Source organism: Bifidobacterium xylocopae, assembly GCF_003315615.1.
In the GTDB taxonomy this organism is placed as follows: domain Bacteria; phylum Actinomycetota; class Actinomycetes; order Actinomycetales; family Bifidobacteriaceae; genus Bombiscardovia; species Bombiscardovia xylocopae.
The window spans coordinates 124,207-139,821 of the sequence record NZ_PDCH01000002.1; the positions used below are offsets into that span (position 1 = coordinate 124,207).

Here is a 15,615-nt window from a genome sequence, read left to right on the forward strand (position 1 = left end):
AGGAGGGGGAAGTAGCCATGGTCTATGCGGCACAGATCAAGCAGGGCATAGGTGCCCTGCGTACCAGTCTTGAGGAGGCGGGTCTGGGGCGGCAGTCGGAGCGCTTCGCCAGGCATGGCGAGCATGCCCCGGCCCCTGGCGCGCCGCTGGTTCTGGTGGCCTGCTCGGGAGGCAGGGATTCTACGGCTCTGGCGGCCTTGGCCTCTATCGTCTGCCCTAGCCTGGGGCTCAGATGCGGTGCTGTCATCATCGACCACGACCTTCAGGAGGGATCGGGGCTGGTCGCTGCGGAGGCCGGGAAGCGCTGCGAGGACCTGGGGTTGGATCCGGTCATGGTCAGGCGGATACGGGTGGGTAGAACCAGGGCCAAACTTGAGGCCGATGCCCGCGAAGCCCGGTATGCGGCTCTGACCAAGGCCGCCATGGAAGCCGGTGCGGCGGCCATCCTTCTGGCCCACACCAGGGACGACCTGGCCGAAGGGGTCCTGATCGGTCTGATCCGCAGCTCGGGTGTCGGTGCACTGGCTGGCATGCAGGCGGCTTTTCGACGACAGGGCGTGCTCTACCTGCGCCCTATGCTGGATCTGGGCCGGGAGCAGACCACAGCCATCTGCCGCCTGCTGAAGCTGAACTGGTGGGATGACCCGACCAACGGCGACGATGTACCGGCGGACCGCGCCCTCCCGTCCCACTACCCCTTGCGTTCCCGGATTCGTCACGACCTTTTGCCTGCGTTCAGCGACCTGGCCGGGAGGGACATGTCGGATCGGCTGGCCAGGTCCGCGCAGCTGGCCCGCACGGATGAGGATTACCTGTGCGCCCAGGCGGACCAGCTCCTGGCCCGGGTGCGCCGCGAGCCCCTGGAACGGGAACGGAACGAAGGGGTCCTGGTGCGTATCGATGCGCGGTTGTTGGCGGCCGCTCCGGCTTCCTTGCGCTATCGGGCGTGGGCACGGGTGTTGACGGATTTGGGGGCGCAGGTCTCCAGCAGGCAAATTGTCAGTCTCGATGCCTTGGCCGGCGACTGGCACGGGCAGCGTGGCCCGGTCCTGTCCGGGGGGTTCTCGGCCGATCGCCAGCGACACGTCATTCTCATATGCAAAGATGGGGACCATGCGCATCGCTGATATTCAGTCCCACATCGACCACGAACTGCTGACCAAGAACCAGATTCAAGACCTCATCCGCAAGACCGCGGCCCAAATCAGTCGCGATTACGCGGGCAGGGACCTGCTGATGCTGGCGGTGCTCAAGGGTGCCGTCAACACCTTGGCAGCCTTATCCCAGGAGGTGAGCATCCCCGCCCAGTTGGAATTCATGAGTCTGTCCAGCTATGGATCCGGTACGACCTCATCCGGCAGCATCACGGTGCGCCAGGACCTGGATTGCGACGTTCGCGGGCGGCACATTCTGATTGTGGAAGATATCATTGACTCCGGTCGGACCTTGCGTTGGCTGGTTGATGAGATGAAGTCACGGGGGGCGGCATCCGTCGAGGTGTTCGCCCTGCTCGACAAGGTCTGCCGGCATGAAGTCCAGGTGGACGTGAAATACCCGGGCTTCGTCATTCCCGATGAGTTCGTCGTGGGCTTCGGTCTCGACTATGACGAGCGGTACCGGAACCTGGACTCCATCGCTGTGTTGAAGCCGTGCGAATACCAGGATGAGGATCAAGGAGAGCAGTCATGACCTATCCGAAAGGCCCCCAACGGCCGCCGTCCGGTGGCGGACGACCAGGCAAGGGCAACAACCCCTTCAACTTCAAGGGCAACGGGGACGGTAAGGGGCCCGGCAACGGCAAGTTCTGGCAGTCGCCTTGGCTCTGGGGCGTTCTGGCGGTCCTGATCGCCTTGAGCCTGTTCGGATTCTTCAACGCCCAGGGCGGTGTGCAGACCATCGACACCCGTGACGGGCTGGAGCTTCTGGCCAAGTTCGATGCCAAGGACAAGGACTCGGTCAACACCATGGTCAAGTCCGCTGAGATCACCGAGGGCAAGCAGGTGGTCGAGCTCAAGCTCAAGAACGACTTCGTCAAGAAGGACAACGGCGTAGCCGGCAAGCGAAGCCAGAAGAACTACGGCAAGGACGTCCAGTTCTACTATGTCAAGGACCAGGGTCCGCAGGTGGCGAAGGCCGTGGAGTTCGGCCACCTGGAGGAGGGTTTCAACTCGGTTGTTCCCCAGACCAGTATGTTGAGCTACCTGCTCACCTCCTTCCTGCCGGTCATCCTGCTGCTGGTCGTCTTCTGGTACTTCTTCTCCCGCATCGGCGGCTCCGGCGGCGGCATGCTGGGCATGGGCAAGAAGAACAGCGGCAAGCTCCTGGAGGGCAAGACCCCCAAGACGAAGTTCTCCGATGTTGCCGGAGAGGAGGCCGCGGTCCAGGAGGTCGAGGAGATCAAAGAGTTCCTCAAGGACCCCTCCAAGTACAAGGCCCTGGGTGCGCGCATCCCGCGTGGCGTCCTGCTCTATGGCCCTCCGGGAACTGGTAAGACCCTACTCGCGCGCGCCATCGCCGGTGAGGCTTCCGTGCCCTTCTATTCGATGGCGGGTTCGGACTTCGTGGAGATGTTCGTCGGCTTGGGTGCCTCCCGCGTGCGTGAGCTCTTCGACGAGGCGAAGAAGAACGCCCCGGCCATCATTTTCATCGATGAGATCGATGCGGTGGGCGGTAAGCGCGGCGGTGGCGGCATGGGCGGCCATGACGAGCGCGAGCAGACCCTGAACCAGCTCCTGGTTGAGATGGACGGGTTTGACAACGACACCAATCTGATCATCATCGCCGCGACCAACCGGCCGGACATCCTGGATCCTGCCCTCCTGCGCCCCGGCCGCTTCGACCGTCAGGTGGCAGTCGAGGCCCCCGACCTCGAAGGACGCGAGGCCATCCTCAAGGTGCATGCCAAGGGCAAGCCCTTCGTTCCTGACGTGGACCTGCACACCGTGGCTGTCCGCACGCCCGGCTTCACCGGGGCGGACCTGGCCAATGTGCTCAACGAGGCTGCCCTGCTGACCGCTCGTTCCAACGCCCAGCTGATCGACAACCGAGCCATCGACGAGGCCATTGACCGCGTCCTGTCCGGGCCTCGACGCCGCACCCGTGGCATGGCCCTGGACGAACTGCGCAACACGGCCTACCACGAGGGCGGTCATGCCTTGGTGGCTGCTGCCATGCACCACACGGACCCGGTGACCAAGGTCACCATCCTGCCGCGAGGCCGGGCCTTGGGCTATACGGCCGTCATGCCCACCGAGGACCGATACTCCCAATCCCGTAACGAACTCCTGGATCAGATGGCCTATGCCATGGGAGGCAGGGTGGCCGAGGAGGTCGTCTTCCACGACCCGACGACCGGTGCCTCCAACGACATCGAGAAGGCGACGCAGATCGCCCGGCAGATGGTTGTCGAGTTCGGCTTCTCCTCCAAGCTCGGGGCCATAAAGTGGGCGGATGAAAACGATCAGGACCAAGGCATGGATGCGTTGAAGCCGCGGAAGTACTCAGACGAGACCGCTCGTCTGATCGATGCGGAGGTCCTGCAACTGGTCGAGACGGCTCACGATGAGGCATGGAAGGTCATCTCCGAAAACCGGGACGTCCTTGATGAGCTGGTCCGCCAGCTTTTGGTCAAGGAGACCCTGGGGAAGGACGAGCTCGCCGCCATCTTCTCACATATGCGCATGTCGCCCGAGCGGCCACTATGGCTGTCGAAGCCGAACCGGCCGGACTCGGAACTGCCGCCGGTGGAGATTCCCGAGTCCTTGAAGCGCAGCGTCAACGGACAGGACGTCCGCTAGGCGCCCGCCGGTGATAGTCAACGGTCCGTCGGCTGCCTCCAGCCGACGAGCCTTTCGGAAGGGAGCCACGCATGGATTCGATACGGCTGAGCGATATCCGCGCCAGCTCCCGGCCTCATGCGGGCGATGAACCCTTCTCCTACTCGGTGGATGCTGAGCTGTATTTGGATGTCCGCGCGGCTGCGGATGGGGACGACCTGACCGAAACGGTCGACTACACGCAAGTGGCCCGCAGGATCGTCTCCCTGATAGAGGGCATGGATGCGCTTCTGGTTGAGACGGTGGCCGTCCGGGTGGCCGACTCCATCCTCCTGTCGCACCAGGTGTGCCGGGTCGAGGTCACTGTGCGGCGTCTGGATGCAGGCAGTCGTGCCGGCATACCCATGGGTGCTGTCGAGGTCAGGTTGGCGCGATCTGCCGACGACGATGAGCCGCAAGCGGCCACATCGGCCTCCATCGCCGCCGCCCAAGCCGTAGAGCACGCCCGCCGCCGGCGCTCCCAACAGGGCCATCCGTCCTTCGACGATGTTTCCGGCAAGGACGCGGGCGCAGGGGACCCCGAGGGGGCAGTCCACCAAGCGGTGATCGCCATGAGCGGTAACATCGGCCCCGTCCGTGAGGCCATGCGCACGGCGATCGTATCCTTGGACGGTGTTCCCGGCAGCCAGATTCTCGGTATCTCCCCGCTGTATATGAAACAGGGAGGCAGTGTACCAGACCGCCTGTGCGCGGTCGTCGTGATTGAGACCGCTTTGGGGCCGGCCGACCTCATGTCGGCCCTATGGATGATTGAATCCGCCCATGGCCGCTCCCATGGCCTGCGACTGCCATCCTTCCCCTTGGAGCTGCGTCTGATCGACGAGGATGGGAGACAATGGGAGAGCGAAGACCTGCTCGGTGATCGCCCCAGGTCCCCGCAGTGGACAGCGGCCCGGGCTTCGGTCTGGAGCCTTCCGGATGATAAGGCCTGGCAGCAGGCGGAGGTGCTCAAGCCCTGGTCCGCGGTGGACCCGCAGGCCCGGCTGTGCGGAGAGCACGGGGGGCCGGTGGATGAGCTGGCGGCCGCCGCACCGGACCGTGACCAGGTCACCCTGGTTTCCGACTCGTGGATTCTGGGAGGTTCGGTATGAAAATGCGGCGCACTCCGCCTACCTACTATCTGCTGGCTGTGGGGCTTGGGCTGGTTGGTGGCGTCTTGCTGGTCCGTGCCGGCGAGCGCTGGAGACTCGATCTGTTGGGCGCCCCCTGGCTGGTACCGGCACTCCTGCTGATCACCGGCCTGATTGTCCTGTCCATGGCGGTGCAGGTTCACAGGTATGCCAAGGGTGAGCGCAAGGAGATGGACCCACGGTTCGCGGTCAATGCCCTGCTGCTCTCCAAGGCCCTGGGGCTCGCATGTGCGGGACTCCTGGGTTGGTACGCGGGACAGGGGCTTATGTGCCTGCCTCATCGGGAGGCCCCATATTATGGGCGTGTGATCGTGGAGTGCCTGGTCGCTGCCCTGGTATGCCTGGTCGACATCATCATCGCAGTGGCGGGGGAGTGGCTCTGCCAATTGCCGCCCGACGACGGTCCGGACAGCCCTGAGTCCAAGCGCCGGGCCGAGCAAGGACGACTGGCCGGAGCCGCCGAGCGCAAGCTGTCAAAGAGCCGCCAGCACCGATCCTGACGGCCCTATCGGGCTGGAGCGGAGTTCAGCCGGCCTGCGGCACCCGCAGCATGGCCTCCTGCGCCATGGCCGCCAGCAGGTCGCCGTCCTGGTTGTAAACCTTGGCTGAACATAGGGCCCGTCCATGGCCCGCCACCGCGCTGTCCTGGACAAAGAGGAGCCAGGAGGCCATGTCGATGTCCTCATACCACCACATGGCATGGTCTATGGAAGCATAGGAGATGCCGGGCGTGGCGATCGACAGACCCGTCCTGCGCAGGGCCGGCTCCATCATCAGCTGATCGCATGCCAGTGCCAGCAGGGCCCGCTGCATGGTCTGCCCCACGCCATCGGTTTTGCCGTCCGCACGCAGCCAGACCAACTGTCGGCCGCTGTCCCGCGACTGGGCGTCCTTGTAGGGGCCGAGCATGATCGTCGGGGTGATGTGGCGGATGTCGAAGGGGGATTGGTTGGCATAGTAGGCGGCGAAGGCGGACTTGTCCGCATACGGTGCCATAAGGTCCCGGGCCGAAGTCAGTTCCTCTGCGTCTGGCAGGCCGGTCGGCATGGAGTCGGCATAGCGTACGCCGCCCTGACCGCTCTCTTGGAAGGAGACCATGGCTTTGAGTATGGGGCGCCCGGGCTGGGAGACATCCACCATGCGGGTTGAGTAGGACCGGCCGTCACGCAGGTCCTCGACATCGAAACCCACTTCCTGGTCCAGGAGACCGGTTCGAATGTAGTAGCCGTGGACCGAGTTCGGTTCCCTGCCTTCGGGCACGGTCCCGGCGGCGGCCAGGATGGACTGGGCCATGATCTGGCCTCCGTAGATGCGGCCGGTTGGAAAGGGCAGGGAGTCTGCCCGCCAGGTTGATGCCGACCGTCCACGCCCGGTTTCCTCCGGGCTGAGCACTCGGATGGCCTGCTGTAAGGGCGTTTCATTCATAATGTCTCCCAACCGTCGCCGTCCTGCAGTTCCGCCCGTGAATTGGGCGACCGTGACGCTGTGAGCAGTCTATAGGGAGGTGAAAACAAGACACCCGTGGGGCGATCGCGAACGACCGGAGCCTACGGGTGTCGTGCCATGCCTGATGTGCCGGTTGCGCAGACCGAGCTCAGCGTGTCAGCTTGCGGTGGATCCGATGCGGACGGGAGGCTTCCTCGCCCAGGCGGGCCACCTTGTTCTCCTGGTAAGCCTGGAAGTTGCCTTCGAACCAGTACCAGTTGGCCGGATTCTCATCCGTGCCCTCCCAAGCCAGGATGTGGGTGGCGATGCGGTCCAGGAACCAGCGGTCGTGGGTGATGACCACAGCGCATCCGGGGAATGCCAGCAGGGCGTTCTCCAATGATTCCAAGGTCTCCACGTCCAGATCGTTGGTGGGCTCATCCAGCAGCAGGAGGTTGCCGCCCTGCTTCAAGGTCAGGGCCAGGTTGAGCCTGTTGCGCTCACCGCCTGAGAGCACTCCAGCCGGTTTCTGCTGGTCCGAGCCCTTGAAGCCGAAGGAGGCCACGTAGGCGCGGGTGGGCACCTCGATGCCACCCACCTCGATGAAGTCGTTGCCGTCCGAGACGACCTCCCACAGGTTCTTGTCGGGGTCGATGCCTTCGCGGTTCTGGTCCACGTAGGAGATCTTGACCGTGTCACCGACCTCCAGCTTGCCGGAGGTCAAGGGCTCGAGTCCCACGATGGTCTTGAACAAAGTGGACTTGCCCACGCCGTTGGGGCCGATCACACCCACGATGCCGTTGCGGGGCAGGGTGAAGGACAGGTCGTCGATCAGGACGCGCTCGCCGAAGGCCTTGTGGATGTGCTCGGCTTCCAGCACCTTGGAGCCCAGGCGGGGCCCCGGCGGGATCTGGATCTCGGAGAAGTCCAGCTTCTGGTTGCGCCTGGCTTCGTCCTCCATCTGCTCGTAGCGCTCCAGACGTGCCTTGTTCTTAGCCTGCCGGGCCTTGGGGGAAGAGCGGACCCAGTCCAGCTCTGAGTTGAGTCGCTTGGCCAGCTTGGCGTCCTTCTGCCCCTGGACCTCCAGGCGCTTGGCCTTGGTCTCCAGGTAAGTGGTGTAGTTACCCTGGTAGGGGTAGAGCTGGCCGCGGTCCACCTCGCAGATCCATTCGGCGACATTGTCCAGGAAGTAGCGGTCGTGGGTGACGGCCAGGACAGCACCCTTGTACGAGTGCAGGAACTGCTCCAGCCACAGGATGGACTCGGCGTCCAGATGGTTGGTGGGCTCGTCCAGGAGCAGCAGGTCAGGCGCTTCGAGCAGGAGCTTGCATAGGGCCACGCGGCGGCGCTCACCGCCCGAGATCACTGATACCGGGGTGTCGGGATCAGGGCATTGGAGGGCGTCCATGGCCTGCTCCAGCTGGGAATCCAGGTCCCATCCGTCGGCCGCGTCGATTTCCTCCTGGAGTTTGCCCATCTCGGCCATCAGGGCGTCGTAGTCGGCGTCCGGGTTGGCCATCTCCTCGCCGATCTGGTTGAAGCGGTTGACCTTGTCCATGATTTCGCCGAAGGCTTGCTTGATGTTCTCGCCCACGGTCTTGTCTTCGTCCAGGGGTGGCTCCTGCTGAAGGATGCCGACCGTATAGCCGGGGGTCAGCTGGGCCTCGCCGTTCGAGACGGTATCCAGGCCGGCCATGATCCTGAGCAGGGTGGACTTGCCCATGCCGTTGGGGCCGACCACGCCGATTTTAGCTCCGGGCAGGAAGCTCAGGGTCACGTCGTCGAGAATCGCGCGATCACCGAAGGACTTGCGCGCCTTGATCATTTGATAGATGAACTCAGCCAAGAGGCAACCTCACAAAACTGTTGGAATTCGGGCGAATGTCACTGCTGCCATGCTATAGGGGGCTTGCGACGTGCGGACCTTACGTTCGCCCCTGGGCAAGCCCATGCCTCGACCTCGTCTTCAGGCAGGAGGCTTTGGGCCGACTAACGGATACGCCTACGGCTCCACCCCTATGCAGACGGGCCCTGCCGGGATAGAGTTACGCTGAGCGTTCCGCCCGACGTGTGCAGGTCCAGGGGCGCCCACGGCCTGATGGCTCCCTGTGGTGGGAGGCGTCATAGGGCCGGTCCCAGACTGTGCGCACGGGCCGCGGCCACCGCGGGTGAATCTCTGAGGAGCGTCATGACAACACGAACAACGAACAAGACGGCACATGCCGGAACCGTCGGCCAAGTCCACCGCCTGCGCTGGCGGCCGGTCGACATTGCGGTGGGCGCGGCCCTGGGCGTGGTCTCCGGGCTGATCTACTGGGCGGCCTCGGCCCTGTCCTCGTGGATTTTCCCATTGATGACCGCCCTGCTGCCGGGCGCGGCTTCCCTCCTGCACGGCCTCTTTTACTTCCCGGTGACCATGAACCTACTGATCATCCGCAAGCCAGGGGCCGCGGTGTATGCCAATGTGGTCGGTGCCCTGGTCGAGATCCTGTTCGGTAATGCCTATGGTTCGGGCATGATCATCATCGAAGCCGTCGTGCAGGGCCTGTGCGCAGAGATTGTCTATGCTCTCTTTTTGTACAGGCGCTGGACCCTATCGGTCACCATCGCCGCCGGCCTCCTGGTGTCCATGGTCTATAACGCCTTCCTCCTGGCCTTCTTCTACCAAGGTGTCTCCTTCCTCAGCCCCAGGGGCTTGATCGGTACGGCCTGCGAGGCCGTCAGCGGGATAGTGTTCGCGGGATTCGTCAGCTGGCTGCTCTTCAAAGCCATCGCCAGGACAGGCGCCCTCGATCGGTTCGCCTCCGGTCGCCAGATCCATGCCGAATAGAAAGGTCCTGCGGAGATGCGTGCACGAATGATCGGTGCCCTGGGCGCGGTGGTGGTAGCGGCCCTGGTGCTGGAGGGGTGCGGCTCCACGACCCCCGGGGGGCACCCAGGATCGGCTGATGAGCGGGGAGCCGTCACAGTCAACAACGTCGAGCCGGTGTCTGACCTGACACCCAGCAAGGTGACCGATACGGCCGGATGGAAGGTAGTCAGCCTCCTGTTCGACGGACTGGTCACTTTCGGCCGGGAAGGCAAGCTGATTTACGCCGACGCCGAATCAATCACCCCCAACCAGGATGCCACCGCCTATACGATCAAGCTCAAGCCGGGCCTTGCATTCTCCGACGGTGAGCCCGTCACGGCGCGCTCGTACGCACGCTCCTGGTCCTACGCCGCCAACGCCGCGAACGGGCAGACCGGTGGATCCATCTTCTCTGGCATCGCCGGTTACGGGCAGCTGCAGGATCCGCATGGCGACAGGGATGCCATCCTGTCCGGACTGTCCGTGGACGACGAGCGGACCCTCCAGGTCAGGTTGTCGGCACCCGATTCCTCATTCCCATACAAGGTCGGCGACATTTCCTTCATGCCACTCCCGTCGGTGGCCTACCGGGACATGACGGCCTTCGGGCGGCATCCCATCGGCAACGGCCCCTACCTCTTCCAGTCGTGGACACCCAACCAGGCGATCAGACTGATCAGGAGCCCCAAGTACCACGGGCCGCGCCATGCCCGCAACTCCGGCATCACCTTCCGCGACTATACAGATCCGAACACTGCCTACGCTGATGTGGAGGCCGGGAACCTTGACCTGCTGGACACCGTTCCCACTTCCTCCCTGGCCAGCTACCGCAAAGACCCCCGGGTGCGTTCCTTCTCACAGCCGGGGCCGTCCTTCAGGTCACTGGCCATTCCCTCCGGTTTGGCGCATTTCCAGGGTGAGGAGGGGAGGCTGCGCCGGACGGCCATTTCGCATGCCATAGACCGTGCGGAGGTAGCGGGCAAGGTCTTCCATGGCTCGGTCACGCCCGCCACCGACTTCACCGCTCCGACCATAGCCGGTTACTCCAAGCAGCTGGCGGGTTCGGAAGTGTTGGGATATGACCAGGCCAAGGCCAGGGAACTCTGGAGGCGGGCGGACGCCATTTCGGCCTGGAGCGGCGTGTTCGGCATCGCCTACGCTTCCGACAGTGGAGACAAGGATTGGGTGGACGCCCTGATCCATGCCCTGCATCGGACGTTCGGGATCGAGGTCAAGAGCGACGTCTTCCCCACAGCCAAGGAGTTCAGGACCGCAATCAACAACAGGCAGGTTCACTCGGCCTTCAGCTCGGGCCGTCAGTCCGACTACCCCCATCCCGAGGGTTATCTCTTCCAGGGCTACTCCTCGTCGGCCGCCGACGGTAAAGGGTTGAACTATGGCGATTACAAGAGCGAGGCCTTCGATGCTTTCCTGGCTCAGGCAGCCCGGCAGACCGACCAGTCAGCCGCTTTCGACACCTACCTCCGGGCGCAGTCACAGCTCTTACACGACCTGCCCGCCATACCGCTGTGGTATGCGAAGGTCTGTGCCGTCGCGAACCCGGCCATGGGGCATGTCGCTTTCAACCACATGGGTCTTCCCTCATACACGGAACTGACCAAGCGAGCGGGCTAGTCCGTGGCCCTCATATTCGGCCTGCCGGTCGGGGTGCATGACCCCGGCGGCATGGCCGGGAGGGGTTGACGAGCGTCTTTGCTAGACTGTCGCTGTTGGCTATTTCGCCAATGTGGGGCCCTAGCTCAGTCGGTTAGAGCAAACGACTCATAATCGTTCGGTCCAGGGTTCAAGCCCCTGGGGCCCCACTCGAGAAACCAGCCCCGCCAGTACCCGGTCGCTCACGGGCTCGTCCCGCATCCTGGCCGGCGGGCATGGGATGTGATTGGTCGTGGTAAAACCAGTGAAATCCTCGCCAGGGTGGTTGCATTCGCTCCGATTGCGCTTGACAGGCGTACGCGCGAAACCCGCTGCGCTCGCTCTCCATGCCCCTCGTTTCAAATGGTCCCTGGCCCTCAAAGCGGTGCTCTGCGGGCTCGTGGCCGGTATCCTGGTCGTGCTATATCGCAAAGGTGTCAGCTACGGGACCGCCTTCGCCCGATGTGCATACTCACTCATTCTCCAACGCCCCCTGCTTGCGTTGCCATGGGTGGCGGCCGCCGTGGCCGTGGGACTGTTCGTTGCTTGGCTCATCAAGCTGGTGCCCATGGCCTCTGGATCGGGCATACCCCAGGTCGAGGGCGTGGTCCTGTGGGGGCTCAGGATGAGGGCGTTGCCGGTTTTGGCCGTGCGTTACACGGGTGGGTTCCTGTGTGCCTTGTTCGGTATGTCACTGGGACGTGAAGGTCCTTCCATCCAGATAGGGGCGGCCGGTTCCCAAGTCGCGTCGCGTGGCATGCGACAAGGGAACGATGCGGAGAACTATCTGGTGACAGCCGGAGCGGCCGCTGGTTTATCGGCGGCCTTCAACGCCCCGCTGTCCGGTATGGTATTCGCCCTGGAGGAGATTCACCGGTCATTCTCCCCGGTCATCCTGCTCTCGGCGGCGGCGGCCTCCCTGTCCGCGGATTTCGTCTCGAAGAACTGGTTCGGGCTGAGGCCGGTGCTGGATTTCACTGCCATGCCCATGCTTTCGGTCCCGGAATACTTGCTTATGATTCCGTTGGGTCTGATCGCCGGACTGGTCGGTTCGGCATGCAACAGGCTGCTTCTGGGTGCCCAGGACGCATATGGCGTGCTGCCTGCCTGGAGCCGGACTGTAGTTGCCTTTCTCATTGCCTTGCCGGTCGGGATTTTCCTTCCTGCCGTCCTGGGCGGAGGGGAGGACCTGATCGGCTTGGCTGAACGCACACACGAGGTCAGCCCGTCGGTGGCCAGTAATCTCCTCCTGCTGCTCGTCGTTAAAATGATGTTCACCGCCGTCTGCTTCGGTTCAGGTGCTCCAGGGGGCATTTTCATGCCCATCCTCGCAGTGGGTACGCTGACAGGTGGCCTATGCGGTGTGGGGGCGGTGGCGCTGGGTATGCCCGTCCGCATGATCTCGGTCTTCGCCGTCTGCGCCATGGCGGGGGCACTTACCGCATCCGTCAAGGCGCCAGTCACTTCCATCCTGCTCACGGTGGAGATGTCGGGAAGCCTCGTTCACATGCTGCCGGTCGCCCTATGCGCGTTCACCGCACTCCTGGTCTCCGACCTTCTGAAGGTCCGGCCCATCTACGAGGCATTGCTGGAGCGTTCCATGAGACGTCGAAGGCAGGGGCAGAAGGAAGGAGCGCCGCCTTCGGCCCTGGGGGTTGTGACGATGGAATTCGTGGTGGAATACGGCAGCAGGGTGGCCGGGCGCCGGATCGGACAGGTGGACTGGCCCGGGGATGCTGTCGTCGTAGGTCTGCGACGGGGTGATGAAGACATGGTACCGACGCCGGAACGCCGTTTGCTGGCCGGAGACTACATCTACCTGCTCTTCGATGGCCGCCGTCTGCCGCACATACGTAATGCCATGGCCGACATGTGCCGTTGATCGATGTCAATTGGCCGGTGCCGGTTCAATCCCTGTCTTCCGCCGCCAGCCTGTCTGTTAGCGGGGGGAGGGGGTGAACAGGATATTCGAATCTTGTGGTAGGGGTGAGTTCCACATTCCAGATGTGAGACCAATAGGGAGTTCCCCAGACGGTCGTTCGGGCCTGTGAGGGACCATTGTTGCGGATAGAAAAAGCGGGCTTCGGCATAAAGCCGAAACCCGCCTTCCCCGCAGTCTGACTCTCGCATCCGCGGATGGCGAACCACCCGTTTCAGCCGGGGGAATAGAGCCAGATCGCGTCTTTCATCCCTTCGGACCGGAAGCCCGACTTGCGTCGGACTGCGGGACAAGATGATGAGCCCCAACCATTGAGCTCTCATCCGGATGTCCCGCTATATTGCCGGATATACCGATCCGGGTCCAGATTCTGTGCGAATCCCCTTCATTTATATGGCAATGACCGCCTCTGCATGATGTGAATGGCCCCAGTAGCCGCGCTTCCTGCAGGCAGCGCTCACATTCATATCAGCTAGGCTTCAGGGCAAACATTCGAATTTCCCCTGTGGCTAGTCATTCATGCGTTCCCCAACACATGCGAGATTGCTCTCTGCTGTGAGAGTCTATCGTACGATTTCCGCGGCTGTCAATCGCATCAAAATTTGGTAAGGCAATGTGAGTACTGGAATGGCTTGATTCCAAGGCTCAGATGCTAATGTGACACTCCCGGGACGGAGTGTCGTGAAAACTGGGGAATAGGTGAAGGACGTTGTTGTTGATAGCAGTGAGCATGGTGTCTTACGGCATGCGACGGTCCTCCGGCCGGCGATGTCAGATAAATCCGGGGCGGAAACTCCGGGGGCGGCGCTATACTCAACCATTGGTTCCGGTTCACGTCAGCCATAGGGGCAGGCGACCCGGGCCCTTCGACCCTAGGAGAAACCATGAAGCAGGGTATCCATCCCGATTACCATCCCGTGCAGGTGACGTGCTCGTGCGGCAACACCTTCGTCACCCGTTCGACAGCCCCCGGCGATCACATGACGGTTGATGTGTGCTCCAATTGCCATCCCTTCTACACCGGCAAGCAGAAGATCCTCGACACCGGTGGCCGTGTGGCCCGCTTTGAGGCCCGCTACGGCAAGAGGAACGCCAACAAGTAGCGCTTTCAACGCCAGCTTCCCAACCGGGTCGTCCGTTACGCCCGGTGAGGGGCTGGCGTTTTTCTATGTCATGTGCGGTGTGTGCGCTGCGTGAGGCTGTATCGGAGCGCTCACTTGAGGGCGGGCGCCGGAAAGTCGGGAAGGGAAGGCGGAGATAGCAATGGAGAACGAGCAGTTTCCGGCTGCGCAAACGGCTCTGGAGGAGTATGAGAGCCTTGAGCGGCGGATGAGCCAGCCAGAGATCGCCTCCGACCCGGCGCAGATCCGCAAGCTGGGCCGGCGCCATGCCGAGCTGGGCACGATCGTTGAAGCCTACCGGGTCTGGCAGGAGCTGAGGGAGAACTACGAGGCCGCCGAGAGCATGGCATCAGAGGATCCGGATTTCGCGGCCGAAGCCAAGAGCCTGGAAGCCCAACTGCCGGCGGCCGAGGAGAAGCTGCGGACCGCGCTGATCCCCAGGGACCCGGACGACGCCCGCGACACGATCATGGAGATCAAGGCCGGCACCGGCGGCGAGGAGGCGGCCCTGTTCGCCGGCGACCTGATGCGCATGTACACGCGCTACGCAGAGAAGCGCGGCTGGTCGGTCGAGGTCATGAGCCAGAACATCACCGAGCTGGGCGGGGTCAAGGACGCGCAGGTCGCCATCCGCTCGCGTGGGACCGTGGCGCCCGAGGACGGGGTGTGGGCCTCGCTCAAGTACGAGGGTGGCGTCCACCGGGTGCAGCGCATCCCCGTGACCGAGTCCCAGGGGCGCATCCAGACATCGGCGGCCGGCGTGATCGTCTTCCCTGAGGCCGACGATGACGACGACGAGATCAAGATCGACCAGAAGGACCTGAAGATCGACATCTTCATGAGCTCCGGTCCCGGCGGACAGTCGGTCAATACTACGTATTCCGCAGTGCGCATGACCCATATCCCGACCGGCATCGTGGTCTCCATGCAGGACGAGAAGTCGCAGATCCAGAACCGCGCCGCCGCCCTGCGGGTCCTCAAGTCGCGCCTGCTGGCCATGAAGCACGAGCAGGAGGCCGCCGAGGCCGCCGACATGCGCCACTCGCAGGTGCGTTCCATGGACCGCTCCGAGCGCATCCGCACCTACAACTTCCCCGAGAACCGCATCGTCGACCACCGCACCAACTACAAGGCCTACAACCTGGACCAGGTCCTCGACGGCGACATCCAAGCCGTCATCGACTCGGATGTGCAGGCGGACGAAGCCGACCGCCTTGCCGGGCGGGAGTGAGAGGGGGTTGGTAGGTATGAAATCTGCTATATGGTTCACTCGCCTGCGGGTTGCTTGTAGCGGATAGGTTGTGAGAGATTGTCACACTTGTAAGGGTAGGGGCACTGCATGCGGTCTGGTGTTTCCTGTACGTAAGTACTTATTCTTGCTGTGCAACCATATTCGGGTTTTTAGATGTTGGTCAGGCGTATGAAGTATTAAATGAGAACGTGGAACTCTGTCTCTATAGTGCCTGCGGCTGTCAGAGATGTGACGATAGAGCATATTGCGTTCCGGCAGGAGCTATATAAGTATTTTAGTCAGCGAATAGTGGTTATCGGTCAACGCCGCTTGGATGGAGGTCGATGGCTTGCGTTCTGAACTGTTTTCTGTACTGCTGCTGAACTGTGTGTATGGCGGGTTCTAAGCACTGCTGTGGTAAAGCTCACA

The 15,615-nt window shown here is 63.0% G+C and carries 12 protein-coding genes and 1 tRNA gene; 11 read left to right on the forward strand and 2 right to left on the reverse strand.

Annotation, left to right across the window (positions count from 1 at the left end; translation table 11 throughout):
- The first annotated feature begins 17 nt into the window (after positions 1-17).
- The 5 genes from tilS (at position 18) to CRD59_RS01930 (ending at position 5,466) form a co-directional block, all read left to right on the forward strand.
- Positions 18-1,127, forward strand: coding sequence for a tRNA lysidine(34) synthetase TilS (gene tilS, locus CRD59_RS01910; protein WP_113852909.1), 1,110 nt, complete (start codon positions 18-20; stop codon positions 1,125-1,127).
- On the forward strand, positions 1,114-1,689 hold the full coding sequence (hpt, locus tag CRD59_RS01915; RefSeq protein ID WP_113852910.1) for a hypoxanthine phosphoribosyltransferase: 576 nt from the start codon (positions 1,114-1,116) through the stop codon (positions 1,687-1,689). The genes tilS and hpt overlap by 14 nt, the downstream gene beginning before the upstream one ends.
- Positions 1,686-3,797 (forward strand): ATP-dependent zinc metalloprotease FtsH, encoded by a 2,112-nt coding sequence (gene ftsH / locus CRD59_RS01920; protein ID WP_113852911.1) that lies wholly within the window; start codon positions 1,686-1,688, stop codon positions 3,795-3,797. Before hpt ends, ftsH begins: the two co-directional genes overlap by 4 nt.
- 71 nt (positions 3,798-3,868) lie before the next feature.
- Positions 3,869-4,927: a dihydroneopterin aldolase gene (locus tag CRD59_RS01925; protein WP_113852912.1), complete on the forward strand. Its 1,059-nt coding sequence runs from the start codon at positions 3,869-3,871 to the stop codon at positions 4,925-4,927.
- Positions 4,924-5,466, forward strand: a complete 543-nt coding sequence (locus CRD59_RS01930) for a DUF3180 domain-containing protein (RefSeq protein ID WP_113852913.1) — start codon at positions 4,924-4,926, stop codon at positions 5,464-5,466. Before CRD59_RS01925 ends, CRD59_RS01930 begins: the two co-directional genes overlap by 4 nt.
- A gap of 25 nt (positions 5,467-5,491) precedes the next feature.
- Here the strand turns inward: CRD59_RS01930 and CRD59_RS01935 are convergent, their stop codons facing one another.
- A complete protein-coding gene (locus CRD59_RS01935) occupies positions 5,492-6,391 on the reverse strand; it encodes an acyl-CoA thioesterase (RefSeq protein WP_113852914.1) in 900 nt (299 codons plus the stop codon).
- 169 nt (positions 6,392-6,560) lie between these two features.
- The gene (gene ettA, locus CRD59_RS01940) at positions 6,561-8,237 is read right to left on the reverse strand and encodes an energy-dependent translational throttle protein EttA (RefSeq protein ID WP_113852915.1); all 1,677 of its coding nucleotides are present in this window, start codon (positions 8,235-8,237) and stop codon (positions 6,561-6,563) included.
- Positions 8,238-8,579: 342 nt separating this feature from the next.
- Here ettA and CRD59_RS01945 point away from each other — a divergent pair, with 342 nt between their 5' ends.
- From CRD59_RS01945 to prfA, 6 genes are all read left to right on the forward strand, one after another.
- Positions 8,580-9,221, forward strand: a complete 642-nt coding sequence (locus CRD59_RS01945) for an ECF transporter S component (protein ID WP_113852916.1) — start codon at positions 8,580-8,582, stop codon at positions 9,219-9,221.
- Positions 9,222-9,236: 15 nt separating this feature from the next.
- Complete coding sequence (locus CRD59_RS01950; protein ID WP_236632664.1) at positions 9,237-10,877, forward strand: peptide ABC transporter substrate-binding protein; 1,641 nt, start codon at positions 9,237-9,239, stop codon at positions 10,875-10,877.
- A gap of 114 nt (positions 10,878-10,991) precedes the next feature.
- Positions 10,992-11,065 (forward strand) — tRNA-Ile (locus tag CRD59_RS01955).
- 200 nt (positions 11,066-11,265) lie between these two features.
- On the forward strand, positions 11,266-12,777 hold the full coding sequence (locus CRD59_RS01960) for a ClC family H(+)/Cl(-) exchange transporter (protein WP_113852989.1): 1,512 nt from the start codon (positions 11,266-11,268) through the stop codon (positions 12,775-12,777).
- A 941-nt stretch (positions 12,778-13,718) separates the two neighbouring features.
- Positions 13,719-13,937: a 50S ribosomal protein L31 gene (gene rpmE / locus CRD59_RS01965; protein WP_113852918.1), complete on the forward strand. Its 219-nt coding sequence runs from the start codon at positions 13,719-13,721 to the stop codon at positions 13,935-13,937.
- A gap of 160 nt (positions 13,938-14,097) precedes the next feature.
- Complete coding sequence (prfA, locus tag CRD59_RS01970; protein ID WP_113852919.1) at positions 14,098-15,186, forward strand: peptide chain release factor 1; 1,089 nt, start codon at positions 14,098-14,100, stop codon at positions 15,184-15,186.
- Positions 15,187-15,615 lie beyond the last annotated feature (429 nt).

Coding starts and splice junctions, on each gene's coding strand:
- tilS (WP_113852909.1), top strand. CDS start 18: ATGGTCTATGCGGCACAGATCAAGCAGGGCATAGGTGCCCTGCGTACC.
- CRD59_RS01945 (WP_113852916.1), top strand. CDS start 8,580: ATGACAACACGAACAACGAACAAGACGGCACATGCCGGAACCGTCGGC.
- rpmE (WP_113852918.1), top strand. CDS start 13,719: ATGAAGCAGGGTATCCATCCCGATTACCATCCCGTGCAGGTGACGTGC.
- CRD59_RS01950 (WP_236632664.1), top strand. CDS start 9,237: ATGCGTGCACGAATGATCGGTGCCCTGGGCGCGGTGGTGGTAGCGGCC.
- CRD59_RS01925 (WP_113852912.1), top strand. CDS start 3,869: ATGGATTCGATACGGCTGAGCGATATCCGCGCCAGCTCCCGGCCTCAT.
- CRD59_RS01930 (WP_113852913.1), top strand. CDS start 4,924: ATGAAAATGCGGCGCACTCCGCCTACCTACTATCTGCTGGCTGTGGGG.
- hpt (WP_113852910.1), top strand. CDS start 1,114: ATGCGCATCGCTGATATTCAGTCCCACATCGACCACGAACTGCTGACC.
- CRD59_RS01935 (WP_113852914.1), bottom strand. CDS start 6,391: ATGAATGAAACGCCCTTACAGCAGGCCATCCGAGTGCTCAGCCCGGAG.
- prfA (WP_113852919.1), top strand. CDS start 14,098: ATGGAGAACGAGCAGTTTCCGGCTGCGCAAACGGCTCTGGAGGAGTAT.
- ftsH (WP_113852911.1), top strand. CDS start 1,686: ATGACCTATCCGAAAGGCCCCCAACGGCCGCCGTCCGGTGGCGGACGA.